This window comes from Streptomyces rhizosphaerihabitans (assembly GCF_025399795.1).
GTDB lineage: Bacteria > Actinomycetota > Actinomycetes > Streptomycetales > Streptomycetaceae > Streptomyces > Streptomyces rhizosphaerihabitans.
In genome coordinates this window covers 23,185-41,332 of sequence record NZ_JAODTZ010000019.1, presented here as the reverse complement: position 1 = coordinate 41,332, position 18,148 = coordinate 23,185, and the positions used below count along the sequence as shown (strand labels likewise).

Here is an 18,148-nt window from a genome sequence, read left to right as displayed (position 1 = left end):
CGGGCCGTACGCGAGGTCCGCCCGTATACCGAGACCCGAGAACTTCACTTCCCCCGCCCGCCGTACGGTGGGACGCAACACCGGAAAACAAGGAGAACCCCAGTGGCCGAGCTGTTCTACGACGACGACGCCGACCTGTCCATCATCCAGGGCCGCAAGGTCGCGGTCATCGGCTACGGCAGCCAGGGCCACGCCCACGCGCTGTCGCTGCGTGACTCGGGTGTCGACGTCCGCGTCGGTCTGCACGAGGGCTCCAAGTCCAAGGCGAAGGCCGAGGAGCAGGGCCTGCGCGTGGTCACGCCGTCGGAGGCCGCGGCCGAGGCCGACGTCATCATGGTCCTGGTGCCGGACCCGATCCAGTCCCAGGTCTACGAGGAGTCCATCAAGGACAACCTCAACGACGGCGACGCGCTGTTCTTCGGCCACGGCCTGAACATCCGCTACGGCTTCATCAAGCCCCCGGTCGGCATCGACGTCTGCATGGTCGCCCCCAAGGGCCCGGGCCACCTCGTGCGCCGCCAGTACGAGGAGGGTCGCGGCGTTCCGTGTATCGCGGCCGTCGAGCAGGACGCGACCGGCAACGCCTTCGCCCTCACCCTCTCGTACGCCAAGGCCATCGGCGGCACCCGCGCCGGCGTCATCAAGACGACCTTCACCGAGGAGACCGAGACCGACCTGTTCGGTGAGCAGGCCGTCCTCTGCGGTGGCACCGCCGCCCTGGTCAAGGCCGGTTTCGAGACGCTGACCGAGGCCGGCTACCAGCCGGAGATCGCGTACTTCGAGTGCCTGCACGAGCTGAAGCTCATCGTCGACCTCATGTACGAGGGCGGCCTGGAGAAGATGCGCTGGTCCGTCTCCGAGACCGCCGAGTGGGGCGACTACATCACCGGCCCGCGCATCATCACGGACGCCACCAAGGCCGAGATGAAGCAGATCCTCGCCGAGATCCAGGACGGCACGTTCGCCCGTAACTGGATGGACGAGTACCACTCGGGTCTGAAGAAGTACAACGAGTACAAGACCCAGGACGAGAACCACCTCCTGGAGACCACCGGCAAGGAGCTGCGCAAGCTCATGTCGTGGGTGAACGACGACGAGGCGTAAGCCCCGCGGCGGGGCCGGGGCGGCATGCTCCGGCCCCTTCGTCGAACCCCGGGTAACACCGGTGGACGCGGTCTTGGACATCCCGTCCAGCCACGGACGGGTGATCCTTCCGCGGAGGCGCAGGACGACCTCTGCGGCGCCACTACACTGCTCCACATCAACAACGCGTCAGGCCCACAGCGTCGTGCGTCTTCCACGCGGCTCAAGCGACCCCCCCCAAGAAGTGCAGGCACGCCCCGGGGCCGCTACAAACCCTCCACCGCCTGCGGCCGTCGGGACGGCCGTCCGCATTGGACTTGTGAGGACTCACGTGAGCTCGAAACCTGTCGTACTCATCGCTGAAGAGCTGTCGCCCGCGACTGTGGACGCCCTGGGCCCGGACTTCGAGATCCGGCATGTGAACGGCGCAGACCGCGCCGAGCTGCTGCCCGCCATCGCCGACGTCGACGCCATTCTGATCCGCTCGGCCACCAAGGTCGACGCCGAGGCCGTCGCCGCCGCCAAGAAGCTGAAGGTCGTCGCACGAGCCGGTGTCGGCCTGGACAACGTCGACGTCTCCGCCGCCACCAAGGCCGGCGTGATGGTCGTCAACGCCCCCACCTCCAACATCGTGACCGCGGCCGAGCTGGCCTGTGGTCTCCTCCTCGCCACCGCGCGCCACATCCCGCAGGCCAACACGGCACTGAAGAACGGTGAGTGGAAGCGCAGCAAGTACACCGGTGTCGAGCTCGCCGAGAAGACCCTCGGTGTCGTCGGCCTCGGCCGCATCGGCGCGCTCGTCGCGCAGCGCATGTCCGCGTTCGGCATGAAGGTCGTCGCCTACGACCCCTACATCCAGCCCGCGCGGGCCGCGCAGATGGGCGTCAAGATCCTCACCCTCGACGAGCTGCTCGAGGTCTCGGACTTCATCACCGTGCACCTGCCGAAGACCCCCGAGACCCTCGGTCTCATCGGTGACGAGGCACTGCACAAGGTCAAGCCGACGGTCCGCATCGTCAACGCCGCGCGCGGCGGGATCGTCGACGAGGAGGCGCTGTACTCGGCGCTCAAGGAGGGCCGCGTCGCCGGCGCCGGCCTCGACGTGTACGCGAAGGAGCCCTGCACGGACTCCCCGCTGTTCGAGCTCGACGAGGTCGTCTGCACCCCGCACCTCGGCGCTTCCACGGACGAGGCCCAGGAGAAGGCCGGTATCTCCGTCGCCCGCTCGGTGCGCCTCGCCCTCGCCGGTGAGCTCGTCCCGGACGCGGTCAACGTCCAGGGCGGTGTCATCGCCGAGGACGTCAAGCCCGGTCTGCCGCTCGCCGAGAAGCTCGGCCGCATCTTCACCGCCCTCGCGGGCGAGGTCGCGGTCCGCCTCGACGTCGAGGTGTACGGCGAGATCACCCAGCACGACGTCAAGGTGCTCGAACTCTCCGCGCTCAAGGGCGTGTTCGAGGACGTCGTCGACGAGACCGTGTCGTACGTCAACGCCCCGCTGTTCGCGCAGGAGCGCGGCGTCGAGGTCCGGCTGACCACGAGCTCGGAGTCCCCCGACCACCGCAACGTCGTCACCGTGCGCGGCACGCTCAGCGACGGCCAGGAGATCGCGGTCTCCGGCACGCTGGCCGGCCCGAAGCACCTGCAGAAGATCGTCGCCGTCGGCGAGTACGACGTGGACCTCGCACTCGCCGACCACATGGTCGTGCTGAGCTACGAGGACCGTCCCGGTGTCGTCGGCACCGTCGGCCGCATCCTCGGCGAGTCCGGCATCAACATCGCCGGCATGCAGGTCGCCCGCGCGGCGGTCGGTGGCGAGGCCCTCGCGGTCCTCACCGTCGACGACACGGTGCCGCAGAGCGTCCTTACCGAGCTCTCCGACGAGATCGGCGCGACGTCGGCGCGGTCGGTCAACCTCGTCTGAGGTTCTCCCGCGACGCTTCCGCCAAGTGAGCACAGGGCCGGGACACCCGAGGGTGTCCCGGCCCTCGCGCGTCCTGCGGCACCTCACGCGGACGGTGTCGTCTCCGGCTCGATCAGGCCCTCGCGGTAGGCGATGGCCACGGCCTCGGTGCGGCTCGCGGCGCCCAGTTTGGCGAGGATGTTCGAGACATGAACGCTCGCCGTCTTGCCGCTGATGAACAGCTCCTCGCCGATCTGGCGGTTGGTGCGCCCCCGGCCGAGCAGCCGCAGCACATCGCTCTCCCGGGCGGTCAGCGCGGCGATGCGCTCCCCGGCGGCCCGTGCGCCGGAGAGGCGGCCGCGCCTGACCAGGGCGTCCAGCGCCTCGCGCAGCGGCACCGCGCCCAGCCGTACGGCGGTGTCCCGGGCCGTGTGGGCCTGCTCGGCGGCCTCCTCACGGCGGTCGGCGGTGAGCAGCGCCTCCGCCAGCCGTCTGCGGCACCGGGCCAGCTCGTAGGGATCGCCGTAGCCGAACGCCGTGACCGCCCGGTCCCACGCGTCGACCTCCGGGCCGGTGGCGGCGCGCACGCCCTCGGCCTCGGCGCGGGCCAGCCAGGCCAGTCCCTCGGGCCCCTGTTCGGTGCCGTCCTCGCCGCGCGCGGCGGTGCTCCGGGCCAGCTCCACCAGGTCCCCGGCGGTCTCCGCCCAGCGCTTCGCGGCCGCCGAGTCACCGGACAGGCGGGACTCCTCCGCCGCGTCCGCGACCGCCGCCAGCGTGAGCGCGGCGAGCCGCACCACCACGTCGGGCCGCTCGGAAACCGAGGCGTCCGTGAGCGCCTCGACCGACGCGCTCATCCGGCGGACGGCTTCCTCGCCGTCACCGCGCAGTGCCGCGGCGTCGGTCAGCACCACGCTCGCGACGAGCGTCGCCATCCAGTCGAAGGGGCGGTCCAGCAGCGCGCGGGCCCCGGCGGTGGCGGCGTCCAGCTCGCCGCGCGCCAGGGCGACGTACAGCGCGGGTCCGGTCGCGAACCCGCCCGCGGACGGGAGGAGTTCGGCGTCCTCGGCGGCCGCTCGCGCGCACTCGTCCCAGCGGCCCAGCGTGTACAGCAGCAGGGACTGCAGATAGCGCAGCTCCAGGGCGTACGGCGAGGAGAGGAGTCCGGCGCGGCGGGCGCGGTCGAGGCCGTCGCCGATCCAGGTCAGGCACTCGTCCAGGGCACCGGACTCGTAGCACCCGATGGCCAGGTTGAACAGGGCGCGCATCTCCACCGGGAGGTTCCCGGCGGTGCGGGCCAGCTCGCGGGCCCGGCGCAGCCGGTCCCGGCCCCGCGCGGTCCGCCGGTTGTGTGACTCCATGCCGACCAACGAGATCATCAAGTCGGCCTGGGCGTCGCCGAGTCGGAGCCGCTCGGCGATCTCCAGCGCCTGCCGGGCGATCCGCCCCGCGTCCTCTTCGCGCCCCACCTGCCGGGCGGCCATGACGTGGGTCGCCGCCGCCCACACCCAGGTGTGCGAGGGCGGCTCGGCCGGGATCAGCGCGAGGGCCTCGCTGCTGTACGTGAACGCGTCCTTCAGGCTGTCGATCCGGATCAGGTTGCCCGCGAGGGTGTAGCGCACCCGCGCGGCGAGTTCGGAGTCGGCGTCCGCGCCGGCCCGGGCCAGTGCGGAGCGGGTGAGCTGGACCGCGCGATGGGGTTCACCGGCACGGGCGGCGGCGGCCGAGGCGCGCAGCGTGAGCGTGACTGTGCCGCCGTCCTCGGGGCGGGCGGAGGCGTCCACCGCCGCCCACAGTTCGAGCGCGGCCTCCAGATGGCGCAGTTCCTCGGCGGGCGCGCCGACGTGCTGGGCGTGGTCGGCGGCTTCGAGGGAGGCGGTGAGCGCGTCGGCCAGGTCGTGGCTCTCGCGTGAGTGGTGGGCGCGCTCAGCGGCGTTCTGTGCCGAACGGGCGTGCCCCGCGAGGAGTTCGGCGAACCGCCTGTGCAGCCGGACCCGTTCGCCGGGCAGCAGGTCCGCGTACACGGCCTCGCGGGTGAGCGCGTGCCGGAACGAGTACGTCGCCTCGTCCCCGGGCGCCAGCAGCTGGTGGCCGACGGCCTCGCGCAGCGCCGACTCCAGTTCGTCCTCCGGCAGTTGTACGGCCTCACGCAGCAGTTCGTGCTCGACACGCCGCCCCGCGACGGCCGCCGTGCGCAGCACCTGCTGGGCGGTGTCGGAGAGTTGCTCGACGCGGATGAGGAGGACGTCGGCCAGTCCACTGGGCATGGCGGGGGAGGCGGGGCCGTCCTCGCCGGGCAGGGCGGCGAGCAACTCCTCGGCGTAGAAGGCGTTTCCCTCGGCGCGCTCGACGATGCGGCGGACCGTGGTGTCGGAGACCGGGCCGGTGCCGAGCGCGCGCACGAGCCGGGCCACATCGGCGTCGGCCATCGGCCGCAGCTCCAGCCGGTCGACGGCGGGCAGCCGGATCAGCTCGGCGAGCAGCGGGCGCAGGGGGTGGCGGCGGTGCAGGTCGTCCGCGCGGTACGAGGCGAAGACCGCGAGGCGGCGGGCGGGGCCGCCCGGCGCGGGCCGCTGGAGCACGCCCCGGCTGAGCAGAAAGCGGAGCAGATCGCGGGAGGACTGGTCCGCCCAGTGGAGGTCTTCGAGGACCAGCAGCAGTGGTGCGACATCGGCCAGGTCGGCGAGGAGACCCGCGATGCCCTCGAAGAGCTGGAGCCGGCCGCCGGGGTCCGGTGCGGTGCCGGTTCCCGAACCGGAGCCGGTCAGCCGGTCCACCGCCGGGTGTGCCGCGAGGGCCGGGGCGAAGCGGTCGTCGGCCGCCGCCGCGCCGAGGATCTCCGTGAACGGGAGATACGGCAGGCCCACGTCCCCGAGGTCCACGCAGTGGCCGGTCAGGACCGTCGTCCCGGCGGCGGCCGCGCGCGCCGCGGCCTCCGTGAGCGTGCGGGTCTTGCCGACGCCGGCGTCTCCGGCCACCAGGACCGCGCGCGGGTCGCCGTCCCTGGCGCGCTCCAGCACGCCGGTGAGCCGGGCGAGTTCGTCCCCCCGGCCGATGAACGGCGTACCGAATGTCTGTGCCACAAGCCCATCCTGGCATGCCCCGCCGACAACCCCCCGGCGTCGGCCTCCTGGGGGCTCCGCTCCGATCCCGGCCCGTTCCGGCCCGTTCCCGGCCACCGGGCAGATCCGCGAGCCGCGGCGGCCCCACGCGCGCGGGGCGGGGCGTCGGGTGGGGATGCCCGGCGTGGCCGGACTCCCCCTGTACGCATGCCGGTGCCGGGCGGGCCGGAGTCGTCCGGCCCGCCCGGCGGACGGGTGTTCAGGCCGTCGCCCGAACGGAGGGTGGGTGCCAGGCGGATGTCAGGCCGTCGCCCGCTCGGACGCCGCTGCCTCGAAGGGGCCCTCGGGCCCGGCCTCAGGGGCTCCGCCGGCCTCGCGGACCGGCACCTTGCGCAGGGTCGCCGTGGCCAGTGCCGCGGCGCCCAGCAGCAGGATCGCGCCCGCGACGGCCGCCGCCTGCATGCCGTTGGTGAACGCCTCCCGTGCGGCCCCCGCCAGGGCCCGGCCCGCGTCGCCCGGCAGTTGTCCGGCCACGGCCAGCGCGCCGCCCAGCGTCTCGTGGGCCGCGGCGGGGACGCCGGCCGGGATGTCGTGGCGGTAGACCGCCGTCCCGATGGAGCCCAGGACGGCCATGCCGAGGGCGCCGCCGAACTCGGCCCCGGTCTCCAGCAGGGAGGAGGCCGAGCCCGCGTTTCCGACGGGGACGGTGCCGAGGGCCAGGTCCATCATCTGAGACATCACGATGACCATTCCGGAGGCGAGGACACCCGCTCCGGCCAGCACGAGCCACAGGGAGTCGGTGCCGGCGAAGGCCAGCAGGCCGTAGCCGCAGGCGGCGATGACGAAGCCGCCGGAGACGACATGGGCGCGGTTCACGCCCTTCTGTACGAGTTGCGCGGAGACCGGCGCGGCCACACCGACCAGGACCGTGGGGAGAAGGGCCCACAGGGCGGCCTCCATGGAGCTCTTGCCGAGCACCGACTGGAGGTACTGGGTGGTGAAGTACGCCGAGCCCATCATGCCGAAGGACGAGATCAGGTTGAGGACGACAGCGGGCGCGAAGCCGCGGCCGCGGAACAGGGCGGGGGAGATCAGCGGGGACTTCGCGGTGCGCTGGCGGTGGACGAACAGGGCGGCGAAGACCAGGCCGACGAGGACCGAGGCGACGTACTCGGTCCTCCAGCCCTCGGAGGGGATCTCCTTGACGCCGTAGATCACCGGCAGGACGGCCGCCATCGACAGCGGCACGCTGAGCAGGTCGAAGCGGCCGGGCTCCGGGTTCTTCGACTCGGGCAGCAGGAACGGGCCGAGGATCAGCAGCAGCGCCATCGCGGGCAGGTTGACCAGGAAGACCGAGCCCCACCAGAAGTACTCGACGAGGACACCGCTCATCACCGAACCGAGGGCGATGCCGCCGGTCATGACGCCGGACCACAGGCCGATCGCCTTGGCGCGCTGTCCGGGGTCCGTGAACATCGTGCGGATGATCGCCATCGTCGACGGCATCAGGGTCGCGCCGCCCAGACCGAGGACCGCGCGGGCCGCGATCAGCATCTCGGCGCTGTTCGCGTAGGCGGCCAGCACCGAGGCGGTGCCGAAGGCGGCGGCGCCGAACAGGAGCAGCTTGCGGCGCCCGATGCGGTCGCCGAGAGAGCCCATCGTCATCAGCAGTCCGGCGAGCACGAACGCGTAGATGTCGAAGATCCACAGTTGCTGGGTGCCGCTCGGCTCCAGGTCCGCGCTGATCGAGGGGATCGCGAAGTAGAGGACCGAGACGTCCATCGAGACCAGGAGCAGCGGAAGCATCAGGACGCCGAGGGCGGTCCATTCGCGGCGGCCGGCCAGGGCGCCGGGGGAGGTGGTCGTGCTCGTCGGGTTCGTCATGGCAGGGACTGTACGGACGTCTTAAACGCTTGTCTAGTACGAGCGTGTAAGACGTCCGTACTTGACGTCCGTATAGGACGGTTGTCTGAATCGCGGTAGGCTGGCCGGCATGGGACACCGTGAGGATCTGCTCGAAGGCGCGAAGCGCTGCCTGCTGGAGAAGGGCTTCGTGCGCACCACGGCGCGCGACATCGTCAAGGAGTCGGGGACGAACCTGGCGTCCATCGGCTACCACTACGGGTCGAAGGACGCGCTGCTGACCCAGGCTTTCGTGGAGCTGGTCCAGGAATGGGGCGAGAAGTTCGACTCGCCCGTGGCCCGCGAGGTCGAGCCCGGGGGGTCTATGGAGCGGTTCCACAGCGTGTGGGCCCGGATGCTGGAGTCCTTCGAGGACTACCGGCCGGTCTGGGCGGCCAGCATGGAGATCGTGACGCAGGGGGAGCGTGTACCGGAGCTGCGGGATCTGATGGCCAAGGCACAGATCGAAGGGCGCTCCGGACTCGTCGCGATGTTCACCGGGCAGGACGAGGAGACGCTCGACGAGCAGACCGTGAAGTCGCTCGGCGGCTTCTACCAGGCGCTGCTCAACGGCCTGATGGTCCAGTGGCTCTTCGACCCGGCGACCGCGTCCACCGCGGACGACCTCGCCGAGGGTCTGCGACGGGTGATCGCAGGGGTCCGCGAGGCCAAGTGAACCTCCCGGGAACCAGGGGCTGTTGACGGCGCCTAGAGCCGCGCCCCCTTCAGTGCCATGTGCAGCAGCAGCCGGTCCTCGCCGTCGTCCAGGTCGAGGCCCGTGAGCTGCTCCACCCGGGACAGGCGGTAGTAGAGCGTCTGGCGGTGGATGCCCAGCTCGGCCGCCGTGCGTCCGGCCTGGCCCGCCCGGTCGAGGAACGCCTCGGCGGTGCGCGCGAGTTCCCGGTGTGCGGGGGCCAACAGGGCCCGTACGACGGGATCGTGGGCCGCCTCCGGAGGAAGCGCGGTGAGAAGCCGGAACGGGCCGATGGCCCCCCACTCGGCGACCGGGCCGAGCCGCGGCTCGGCCAGCACGGCACGCGCGGCGGCGGACGCCTCCTGCCAGGCGGCACCCAGTTCCCCGAGCCCCACCCGGGCCCCGGCGATCCCGGCAGCCACCGTCCCGCCGGGGGAAGCGGCTTTTGAGGTCCCGCGAGGGGATGCCGCTCCCGAGGTGCCACCGGGCGAAGCCGCTCCCGGGGTGCCGCGAGGGGAAGGGGCAGGCGTCGTCCCGTCCGCGGAGGTTCCCGAGGCGCCGCCCGGAGGTGTGGCCGCCGAAGTGCCGCCCCTCGCGGCGGCTCCCGCCGCACCGCCCGGACGCCCGGACCCGGTGGGGCCGCCCTCGCCGCGCCCGCCCTCCGCCTCCCGTACGAACCGGGTGGCCGCCGTCAGCGCCGGGGTCAGGACGTCCGGCGAACGCAGCCGGACCAGCAGCGCCAGGCTCTGGCCGGTGGCGCCCCACGGGATGGTGCACAGCGCCGTCGCCCCCGCCACCGTACGGGCGGAAGGGGCGTCGTCCGGGTCGGCCGAGGGCCACGGAGCCACGCACACCACCGTGTGCAGGCCGTCGCCGCGCGGGCCGAGCGCGGTGCGCAGCTCGGCCACCGCCATGTCGCGCTGCCAGCCGCGCTCGGCGGTCAGGACGGCACGCAGCTCGCGGGTGAGATCCGCGCCGGCCTGGGCCTCGTCCGCGAGCAGCGCGCCGATGCGGGAGGCCACCTGCATGGCGCCGGCCAGCTGGGCGTCGGTGGGGCCCGGGTCGTCGTCGAGCAGCCAGACATAGCCGAGGACGACGCCCCGATGCCGGACCGGGAGACAGATCCGGCCCCGGTAGACGCCCGCCTCCGGGGTCGGCGGGATACGGACGGGCCCGGTCGCGCGGGTGATGCCGAAGCCCTCGAACCAGGTGCGGACCGTCGTGGTGGACCTGCGGGTGAGGATCGAGCGGGTGCGCACCGGGTCGAGGGCGGACGGGTCGAGGTCGCCCTCGCTGTCGTACGCGCCGAAGGCGATCAGCTCGAAATCACGGTTCTCCAGCGTCGCGGGGACGCCGAGGAGCGCCGAGATCTCGTCGACCAGCTCTTGGTAGTCGCCTCTGTATTCACCGCTCACCCGGGCATTCTCGCGCATTTGCGAGGGCTCTTCATACAAATGTCTGAGATCTGGGGCAGGGATGCGTGACAGCTGTCGATGGCCCAGGATCGGAGAGATCCCTAGGTTTCACGGTGGTTCTCCGTGCCGTACCCGAGTCCTCGGGATTCGGCCTCCTGCTGACTTCGTTGTGGAGGTGCCCCGTGCTGGGTCCCGTGATTCTCGCCGCCTCGCGCAGCGACAAGATGCGCCGTCTGATCTCGGCCGCCCCGGTGACCAAGCCGGTCGTCGACCGTTTCATCCCCGGGGAGACCGTCGACCAGGTCGTCCCGATCATCAAGGACCTCACGGGCAAGGGCCTGGAAGTCACGATGGACGTCGTCGGCGAGGACATCACGACCCCGGAGCAGTCGTACGCCGCCCGTGACGCGTACCTGGAGCTGATCGGCCGCCTCGAAGAGCTCGGCCTCGGCACCAAGGCCGAGATGTCGATCAAGCTCTCCATGTTCGGACAGGCACTGGAGGGCGGTCACGAGCTGGCCCTCGCCAACGTCCGCCCGGTCGTCGAGGCCGCCGCCGCCATCGGCACCACCGTCACGCTGGACGCCGAGGACCACACCACCCTCGACTCGATGTTCGCCATCCACGAGGAGCTGCGGAAGGACTTCCCGCAGACCGGCTGTGTGATCCAGGCCTACCTGTTCCGCACCGAGGCCGACGCCCGCCGCCTCGCCGGGAGCGGCAGCCGCGTCCGTCTGGTGAAGGGCGCCTACAAGGAGCCCGCCGAGGTCGCGTACCAGCAGAAGGCCGAGACCGACAAGGCGTACGTCCGCATCCTGAAGATCCTGATGGAGGGCGAGGGCTACCCGATGATCGGGTCCCACGACCCCCGTCTCATCTCGATCGCCCAGGAGCTCGCGCGGACGGCCGGGCGCAAACTGGACGAGTACGAGTTCCAGATGCTCTACGGCATCCGCAGCGACGAGCACGTGCGGCTCGCCGCCGAGGGCCACCGCATGCGCGTCTACACCGCGTACGGCACCGACTGGTACGGCTACTTCATGCGGCGCCTGGCGGAGAAGCCGGCCAACCTGCTCTTCTTCGCCCGCTCGATCCTGACCAAGGGCTGAGACCGAACCACCCGCTCGACTCAAGGAGTTACGGAAAAAATGGACGCTGTGACCCAGGTCCCCACCCCCGTCAACGAGCCGGTGCACGGCTACGCCCCCGGCTCGCCCGAGCGCGCCCGCCTGGAGGTCAAGCTCAAGGAGCTGGCCGAGAACCCGATCGACCTGCCGATGACCATCGGCGGCGAGCGGCGCATGGGCGGCGGCGACCGTTTCGACGTCGTGCAGCCGCACAACCACAAGGCGCGCATCGGCACCTACGCCAACGCCACGCAAGCGGACGCCCAGGACGCCGTGGACGCGGCCCTCGCCGCCGCTCCGGCCTGGCGCGCGATGGCCTTCGACGACCGCGCCGCGATCATCCTGCGCGCCGCCGAGCTGCTGGCCGGTCCCTGGCGCGAGACGCTGGCCGCCTCCACCATGCTCGGCCAGTCGAAGACCGCCCAGCAGGCCGAGATCGACACCCCGTGCGAGCTCGTCGACTTCTGGCGCTTCAACGTCCACTACGCCCGCCAGATCCTCGCCGAGCAGCCGCCGGCGAACTCCCCGGGCGTGTGGAACCGCATGGACCACCGTCCGCTGGAGGGCTTCGTCTACGCGATCACGCCCTTCAACTTCACGGCGATCGCGGGCAACCTGCCCACCGCTCCGGCGCTCATGGGCAACGTCGTCGTGTGGAAGCCGTCCCCGACGCAGACCCACGCCGCCGTGCTGCTGATGCAGCTCCTGGAGGAGGCGGGCCTGCCCAAGGGCGTCATCAACCTCGTCACCGGTGACGGCATCGAGGTCTCCAAGGTCGCCCTGGAGCACCGCGACCTCGCCGGCATCCACTTCACCGGCTCGACCAAGACCTTCCAGTACCTGTGGAAGACGGTCGGCAACAACATCGAGAAGTACCGCTCCTACCCGCGTCTGGTCGGCGAGACCGGCGGCAAGGACTTCGTGGTCGCCCACCCGTCGGCGGACCGCGCGGTCCTCAAGACCGCCCTGACCCGCGGCTCCTTCGAGTACCAGGGCCAGAAGTGCTCGGCGAGCTCCCGCGCCTACGTCCCGGCCTCCATCTGGAACTCCGGTTTCAAGGAGGAGTTCGCGGCCGAGGTCGACTACCTGACCATGGGTGACGTCACCGACCTGTCGAACTTCATCGGCGCGGTCATCGACGAGCGGTCCTTCGCCAAGAACAAGGCGGCCATCGACCGCGCGAAGGCCGACCCGACCTGCACGATCGTCGCGGGCGGCTCGTACGACGACTCCGTCGGCTACTTCGTGCGCCCGACCGTCGTCGAGTGCTCGGACCCGGAGAACGAGGTCTTCACGACCGAGTACTTCGGCCCCTTCCTCGCCGTGCACGTCTACGAGGACGACAAGTACGACGAGATGCTGACCCAGATGGAGTCGGCGTCCGACTACGCGCTCACCGGCGCGGTCATCTCCGGCGACCGCGCGGCGGCCGCGTACACGATGGACAAGCTCCGCTACGCGGCGGGCAACTTCTACATCAACGACAAGTCGACCGGCGCCGTCGTCGGCCAGCAGCCCTTCGGCGGCGGCCGTGCCTCCGGCACCAACGACAAGGCGGGCGCCCCGCAGAACCTGATGCGCTGGACGCTGACCCGCGCCATCAAGGAGACGCTGGTTCCGCCGACCGACTACGGCTACCCGCACATGGGCTGACAGCCGAACGCGGCGGCCGGCCCCCGGGCCGGCCGCCCGTCACCCACTCCGCCCCCGCCCCACGGTCTCCCCCGTCCGTGGAGCGGGGGCGGTTCCAGTTCCTCGGTGCGCCGGGGCTTCCGCGGTGCGTCGGGGCCGTGCGCCGCGCCGCCGGCTCACACGTGCCGGCCGAGGAAGTCCCCGATCAGCGCGGCCGCCTGGTCCGCGTGCGTCTCCAGGGCGAAGTGCCCCGTGGGGAGCAGATGGATCTCCGCGTCCGGGAGGTCCCGGCGGAAGGCGAGGGCGCCCTCCGGGACGAAGATCTCGTCGTTGCCGCCCCAGACCGCCAGGAGCGGGACCTGGCCGGCGCGGAAGTATTCCTGGAACGCCGGGTAGAGCGCGAAGTTGGAGCCGTAGTCCGAGATCAGGTCGAGCTGGATCTCCGGCTGGCCGGGACGGGCCATCAGGGCGGCGTCGTGCTCGTAGGCGTCCGGGCTGACCAGTGTCGGGTCCGGCACGCCGGTCAGGTACTGCCACCGGATCCCGTCCGGGCTGCTGATCGCGCGGACCGGCGCCTCGGTCTCGGGCGTGCGCTCCGCGATCAGCGCCAGCACCGGCGCCCAGGCGTCGGCGCCCAGCCCCTCCTCGTACGCGTTGCCGTTCTGCGTGATGATCGCGGTCACCCGCTCGGGGTGCGCGAGCGCCAGGCGCAGACCTATCGGGGCGCCGTAGTCCTGGATGTAGAGCGCGTACTCCTCGATGCCGAGCTGCTCGGTGAACTCGTCGGTGATCCCGGCCAGTTGGTCGAAGGAGTACGGGAAATCGGCGGCGGCCGGGGCGGCGGAGCGGCCGAAGCCCAGGTGGTCGGGGGCGACCAGGTGGTAGCGGTCGGCGAGCAGCGGCAGCAGGTCCCGGAACATGTGCGAGCTGGTCGGGAAGCCGTGCAGGAGGAGCAGGACGGGCGCGTCCGCGGGGCCGGCCTCGCGGTAGGCGATCCGGTGACCGCGGACGGTGGTGGTGCGGTGGTGCACCGGGTGGCCGTGGTGGACCGGGCGACTGCTCATGATCGGATCCCCTAACCCCTGAAGGCGTCTTTGATGGTTGGGCTAGTCCACCATGCATGCCTCTAACTGGTCAAGTTATTTTGAACGGTTAGGCGCTCGGATCGGGTGCCGGATGCCCGATGTCCGTACGGGGTGGGCGTCGCCTTTTCGGGGCGGTGACGTGAGGGGGCTGGGATTCCTGTCTCCCGTGTGAATACTGGCCGGATGGCCATCCGACTGCGGACCGCCCACACGGCGGACCTCGCCCCCGCCGAACTCCGCTCCGCTCGCGCCCTGTTGGAGGACGCCTTCGACGGGGACTTCAGGGACGAGGACTGGGATCACGGACTCGGCGGCCTGCACGTCCTGGTCCATGACGGCCGGGGCCTCGCGGCACACGGCTCGGTGATCCAGCGGCGCGTCCTGTACCGGGGCCGCTCGCTGCGGGTCGGATACGTGGAGGCGGTCGGCGTCCGCGAGGACGTGCGCCGTACGGGGCTCGGCGGACGGGTGATGGCCGAGCTGGAACGGATCATCGAGGGCGCGTACGGGCTCGGCGCGCTCTCCGCGAGTGAGGACGGGGCTGCCCTGTACGCGGTCCGGGGCTGGCAGCTCTGGCCGGGCCGCGTCTGCGTGCTCACTCCGGAAGGAGCCGTCCGTCTCCCGGACGAGGAGGGCACCACCTTCGTCCGTCCCGGCGCGGCCGTGGGCCCCCTCGACCCGGCGTACCCGCTGGTCTTCGACTGGCGGGACGGCGACGTGCTCTGACCGAAGTCCCAGGTCGGAGCGGTGTGACGTAATCCGCCGTCTCAGATAGTAGGAAGTCCGAGTAATTGTGGAGACAGATGCCCGGTCCTCGCCTAGCTTTGTAGGAGCCGAACGTCTCGCTCGACCAAGCGAATGGCGGTCGTGAGCCGGAGCCCCTGGCAGGCAACCCCTGCGGCACCGCTCCCCGCCCCTTCCGGCGTCTCGTAAATCCCTCACCGCACTTCCGGCCGCCCGTGTGGGCCCCGCCGGAGGCAAGGAGTCGATTCATCATGGCCGAGACGACCGTCCGCCGAGTCCGTCACCTCTCTCGCACGAGCAGCGAGTCCGACCGCAAGAACGCCGCCGCCGCGCTCCAGCGCGCCCTCGACCGCAGGGACAACGGCGGAGCGACGGGCCACTGAGGCCCGCCGCCCTCTCGACCGGGAGCCGCACCCGCAGGGGTGCGGCGCGGGGTCGTGCCCCGCGCCGCACCTCGACCTGCTGACAGCCCGCGCCGCCCGTCGGCCCTGGCCGTCGCCGGGTGACCTCGGTGCGCCGACGCCGGGCGCCGAGCGGTGTGTGCCGGCCGCCGTGCGGTGCATCAGGTTCCGCGCCGCACCTCGAAGTGGTCGATGCGCTCGCCGCTCTGGGCCAGCGCCGACACCTTGAGCCGGGGTGAGGAACCGGCCTCCGCCTCCACCGAGAGGAAGGAGAAGCCGGTGTACCGCACCCGCGACCACTCCACCGTGTCCGCCTTCTGCCGCTTCGACTTCGTCCAGTGGAAGGTCTCCACGGACTCGCTCCGCGTGACCTTGCCCTCGTAACTGTCCTTCACCCCGATGGGGAAGCGGTAGAGGCTCTTGCCCGCCCCGCCCGCCGTGACGTAGACGATCCCGTCCCGGGTCGGATCGGTCGAGGCACCCACCGGCACCTGCTTGCCCACCTTGCCGCCCTTGACGGCGTCGGTGCGCTCGTACACGTGGTTGTGTCCGTTGATCACCAGGTCCACCTGGTGCTTGGCGAACAGCGGCACCCAGGCGTCGCGCACACCGCCGTCGGAGGCGTGCGTCGACGTCGAGTAGGCGCAGTGGTGGAAGAAGACGACGATGAAATCGACCTGCCCGCGCAGCTCCCCGAGCCTCTTGTCGAGCCAGGCCGTCTGCCTGCCGCCCGAGTAGCCCTTGTTGGCGGGGATCTCGTACGACACGTCGTTGGCGTCCAGCGCGACGATGCCTACGTTGCCGTAGACGAACGAGTAGACCCCCGGCGCGTGCCGGGCGTCGAAGCCGTTGCCGGGCAGTGTCCAGCGCGCCGACTGGCCGCCGTAGCCGTTCGGCGAGTACCAGGCCTCCATGTCGTGGTTGCCGGTCGTCACCATCCACGGCACCGTCTTCGCCACCGTCTCGGTCTGCTTGAGGAACAGGTCCCAGGCCGCCGGGTCGTAGGTGTCCGAGTCCAGGCCTAGCCCGATCCCGTCCGCGTAGCAGATGTCGCCCGCGTGCAGATGGAAGGCGGGACCGCGGCCGAGGAGCACGTGGTCGTTGGCGAGTGCGTCGGGTGTGACGCCCTGGTCCCCGAAGGCGGTGAACACGAACTTCCCGGGGTGCGCGGGCGCCGTACGGAAGTGGCCGATCGTGGAGTGCCGCTCCTTGCTCGCCGGGTCGAAGCCCTCGTGGCCGACCCCGTAGTAGTACGTCGTCCCGGGGCGCAGCCCGTCGAGTGCCGCGTGCAGGTAGTACTGGTCCAGGGCCGCCCGCTGCCCGGCGAGGCCCGGTGTGTGCAGATCGCGGACCTCGGCCTCGATCCTGCGGCTCAGCGCCCAGGGCGTCGGGCCCACCCGGATGTACGGCTTCCTGACCGCGAACGGCACCTGCCAGGAGATCCGCATCTGGGTCTTCGGGTCCGCGCCGAAGGCGAGGTGGCGGCCGAACGGCGCGACGGCTGAGCCGGGTACCCGGCTGGTGGCCGGGTTCGGCGAGGAGCCGGACGTCACCCGGGAGGGGGCCCTGGTGTCCGTGGCGCAGCCGGCCAGCAGCCCGCCGCCCGCGAACGCGCTCGCCGCCACGAGCGCGCGGCGCCGCGTGAGCCTCGTCCTCAGGTACTCGTACTGCTCCGCCATGCTCATGTTGCGTGCGAGCTCGTGCGGGATGCCGACATCGGGAACGGGGAGTCCGGGGGGAGTTCCCCTGGAGGGAGCGGTCATGTCTGGAAAGTTCCCATCGCGCGCCAACGGCGTTCATGCGTACGGGTGAACACCGGTCGAAGGGTAGACGTGTTCCGACACCGCTTGTCCGTATGGCGGACATCGCGTGTCATCCCATGGGACAAGGAGTACGGTGCCGTCATGTCTCGCAGCATCGATCTCGCAGTGATCCCCGGTGACGGCATCGGCCAGGAAGTCGTGGCCCAGGGGCTCAAAGTCCTCTCCGCCGCCCTTCCGCAGGACGTGAAGCTGGAGACCAAGGAGTTCGACTTCGGCGCCCGGCGCTACCACGCCACCGGTGAGACCCTCACCGACGCCGACCTCGACGCCCTGAAGGGGCACGACGCCATCCTGCTCGGCGCGATCGGTGACCCCTCGGTCCCGTCCGGCGTCCTGGAGCGCGGCTTCCTGCTCAAGCTCCGCTTCGCCTTCGACCACCACGTCAACCTGCGCCCGTCGAAGCTCCTGCCCGGCGTCGAGACCCCGCTCGCCGGTCAGCCCGAGATCGACTTCGTCGTGGTCCGCGAGGGCACCGAGGGTCCGTACACCGGCAACGGCGGCACCATCCGCAAGGGCACTCCGCACGAGATCGCCACCGAGGTCTCCGTCAACACGGCGTTCGGTGTCGAGCGGGTCGTCCGCGACGCGTTCGCCCGCGCGCAGGCCCGCCCGCGCAAGAAGCTGACGCTGGTCCACAAGAACAACGTGCTGACCTTCGCGGGCCACCTCTGGACCAACGTCTTCAACAAGGTGGCCGAGGAGTTCCCCGAGGTCACCACGGACTACATCCACGTGGACGCGGCGACGATCTTCCTCGTCACGCAGCCCGAGCGCTTCGACGTGATCGTCACCGACAACCTCTTCGGCGACATCATCACCGACCTCGCCGCGGCCGTCTCCGGCGGCATCGGCGTCGCCGCCTCCGGCAACATCAACCCGAGCGGCGAGTTCCCCTCGATGTTCGAGCCCGTGCACGGCTCGGCGCCCGACATCGCGGGCCAGGGCAAGGCCGACCCCAGCGCCACCGTCCTGTCCGTCGCCCTGCTGCTGCGCCACCTCGGTTACGAGGCCGAGGCCGCCCGTATCGAGGACGCGGTCTCCGTCGATCTCGCCGAGCGGGTCGGCAAGCCCGCCCGCAGCACCGAGGAAATCGGCGACGCGCTGGCCCTGCGAGTAGCCGGCTGACCCGGCGCACCACCTACGTTCCGTAGCAGCCGCCGGGTCGCATCCGCACTCGGCGGCTTTGCTGTGCCCTCGCCGGGTGCCACCATCGGTCCTCTGGGCCATCCCCTCTGGCCGTATTCACCAGATGTCTTGCGAGGTGTCCGGGGCTGGGTGCGGCG

13 protein-coding genes are annotated in these 18,148 nt (G+C 71.4%); 8 read left to right on the top strand and 5 right to left on the bottom strand.

The annotated features are described in order from the left end of the window. The first annotated feature begins 102 nt into the window (after nucleotides 1-102). Nucleotides 103-1,104, top strand: coding sequence for a ketol-acid reductoisomerase (gene ilvC / locus N4G66_RS20370; protein ID WP_261705559.1), 1,002 nt, complete (start codon nucleotides 103-105; stop codon nucleotides 1,102-1,104). 310 nt (nucleotides 1,105-1,414) lie between these two features. Then, on the top strand, nucleotides 1,415-3,004 hold the full coding sequence (gene serA / locus N4G66_RS20365) for a phosphoglycerate dehydrogenase (protein ID WP_261705558.1): 1,590 nt from the start codon (nucleotides 1,415-1,417) through the stop codon (nucleotides 3,002-3,004). Between the two features lie 83 nt (nucleotides 3,005-3,087). Here serA and N4G66_RS20360 read toward each other — a convergent pair whose 3' ends face one another. Then, nucleotides 3,088-6,063, bottom strand: a complete 2,976-nt coding sequence (locus N4G66_RS20360; protein ID WP_261705557.1) for a helix-turn-helix transcriptional regulator — start codon at nucleotides 6,061-6,063, stop codon at nucleotides 3,088-3,090. A gap of 279 nt (nucleotides 6,064-6,342) precedes the next feature. Beyond that, nucleotides 6,343-7,926, bottom strand: coding sequence for an MFS transporter (locus N4G66_RS20355; RefSeq protein ID WP_261705556.1), 1,584 nt, complete (start codon nucleotides 7,924-7,926; stop codon nucleotides 6,343-6,345). A gap of 109 nt (nucleotides 7,927-8,035) precedes the next feature. Here N4G66_RS20355 and N4G66_RS20350 point away from each other — a divergent pair, with 109 nt between their 5' ends. Continuing rightward, nucleotides 8,036-8,620, top strand: coding sequence for a TetR/AcrR family transcriptional regulator (locus N4G66_RS20350; RefSeq protein WP_261705555.1), 585 nt, complete (start codon nucleotides 8,036-8,038; stop codon nucleotides 8,618-8,620). Between the two features lie 32 nt (nucleotides 8,621-8,652). Here the strand turns inward: N4G66_RS20350 and N4G66_RS20345 are convergent, their stop codons facing one another. Beyond that, nucleotides 8,653-10,071, bottom strand: coding sequence for a PucR family transcriptional regulator (locus N4G66_RS20345; RefSeq protein WP_391858839.1), 1,419 nt, complete (start codon nucleotides 10,069-10,071; stop codon nucleotides 8,653-8,655). 164 nt (nucleotides 10,072-10,235) lie between these two features. On the opposite strand from N4G66_RS20345, the gene N4G66_RS20340 reads away from it, so the two are divergent. Together N4G66_RS20340 and pruA are read left to right on the top strand one after the other, a co-directional pair. Continuing rightward, on the top strand, nucleotides 10,236-11,162 hold the full coding sequence (locus N4G66_RS20340) for a proline dehydrogenase family protein (protein ID WP_261705553.1): 927 nt from the start codon (nucleotides 10,236-10,238) through the stop codon (nucleotides 11,160-11,162). A 39-nt stretch (nucleotides 11,163-11,201) separates the two neighbouring features. Next, nucleotides 11,202-12,833: an L-glutamate gamma-semialdehyde dehydrogenase gene (pruA, locus tag N4G66_RS20335; protein WP_261705552.1), complete on the top strand. Its 1,632-nt coding sequence runs from the start codon at nucleotides 11,202-11,204 to the stop codon at nucleotides 12,831-12,833. A 155-nt stretch (nucleotides 12,834-12,988) separates the two neighbouring features. Here pruA and N4G66_RS20330 read toward each other — a convergent pair whose 3' ends face one another. Further along, nucleotides 12,989-13,876, bottom strand: a complete 888-nt coding sequence (locus N4G66_RS20330; RefSeq protein WP_261705551.1) for an alpha/beta fold hydrolase — start codon at nucleotides 13,874-13,876, stop codon at nucleotides 12,989-12,991. A gap of 204 nt (nucleotides 13,877-14,080) precedes the next feature. On the opposite strand from N4G66_RS20330, the gene N4G66_RS20325 reads away from it, so the two are divergent. After that, nucleotides 14,081-14,623: a GNAT family N-acetyltransferase gene (locus N4G66_RS20325; RefSeq protein ID WP_261705550.1), complete on the top strand. Its 543-nt coding sequence runs from the start codon at nucleotides 14,081-14,083 to the stop codon at nucleotides 14,621-14,623. Nucleotides 14,624-14,892: 269 nt separating this feature from the next. Then, complete coding sequence (locus N4G66_RS20320) at nucleotides 14,893-15,024, top strand: hypothetical protein (RefSeq protein ID WP_103550476.1); 132 nt, start codon at nucleotides 14,893-14,895, stop codon at nucleotides 15,022-15,024. A 179-nt stretch (nucleotides 15,025-15,203) separates the two neighbouring features. Here N4G66_RS20320 and N4G66_RS20315 read toward each other — a convergent pair whose 3' ends face one another. Next, on the bottom strand, nucleotides 15,204-16,805 hold the full coding sequence (locus N4G66_RS20315) for a purple acid phosphatase family protein (RefSeq protein ID WP_261705549.1): 1,602 nt from the start codon (nucleotides 16,803-16,805) through the stop codon (nucleotides 15,204-15,206). A gap of 141 nt (nucleotides 16,806-16,946) precedes the next feature. Here N4G66_RS20315 and N4G66_RS20310 point away from each other — a divergent pair, with 141 nt between their 5' ends. Continuing rightward, nucleotides 16,947-17,990 (top strand): 3-isopropylmalate dehydrogenase, encoded by a 1,044-nt coding sequence (locus N4G66_RS20310; RefSeq protein ID WP_261705548.1) that lies wholly within the window; start codon nucleotides 16,947-16,949, stop codon nucleotides 17,988-17,990. Nucleotides 17,991-18,148: the final 158 nt, after the last annotated feature.

Coding starts and splice junctions, on each gene's coding strand:
- pruA (WP_261705552.1), top strand. CDS start 11,202: ATGGACGCTGTGACCCAGGTCCCCACCCCCGTCAACGAGCCGGTGCAC.
- N4G66_RS20320 (WP_103550476.1), top strand. CDS start 14,893: ATGGCCGAGACGACCGTCCGCCGAGTCCGTCACCTCTCTCGCACGAGC.
- N4G66_RS20350 (WP_261705555.1), top strand. CDS start 8,036: ATGGGACACCGTGAGGATCTGCTCGAAGGCGCGAAGCGCTGCCTGCTG.
- N4G66_RS20330 (WP_261705551.1), bottom strand. CDS start 13,876: ATGAGCAGTCGCCCGGTCCACCACGGCCACCCGGTGCACCACCGCACC.
- N4G66_RS20345 (WP_391858839.1), bottom strand. CDS start 10,071: ATGCGCGAGAATGCCCGGGTGAGCGGTGAATACAGAGGCGACTACCAA.
- N4G66_RS20310 (WP_261705548.1), top strand. CDS start 16,947: ATGTCTCGCAGCATCGATCTCGCAGTGATCCCCGGTGACGGCATCGGC.
- N4G66_RS20315 (WP_261705549.1), bottom strand. CDS start 16,805: ATGACCGCTCCCTCCAGGGGAACTCCCCCCGGACTCCCCGTTCCCGAT.
- N4G66_RS20325 (WP_261705550.1), top strand. CDS start 14,081: ATGGCCATCCGACTGCGGACCGCCCACACGGCGGACCTCGCCCCCGCC.
- N4G66_RS20355 (WP_261705556.1), bottom strand. CDS start 7,926: ATGACGAACCCGACGAGCACGACCACCTCCCCCGGCGCCCTGGCCGGC.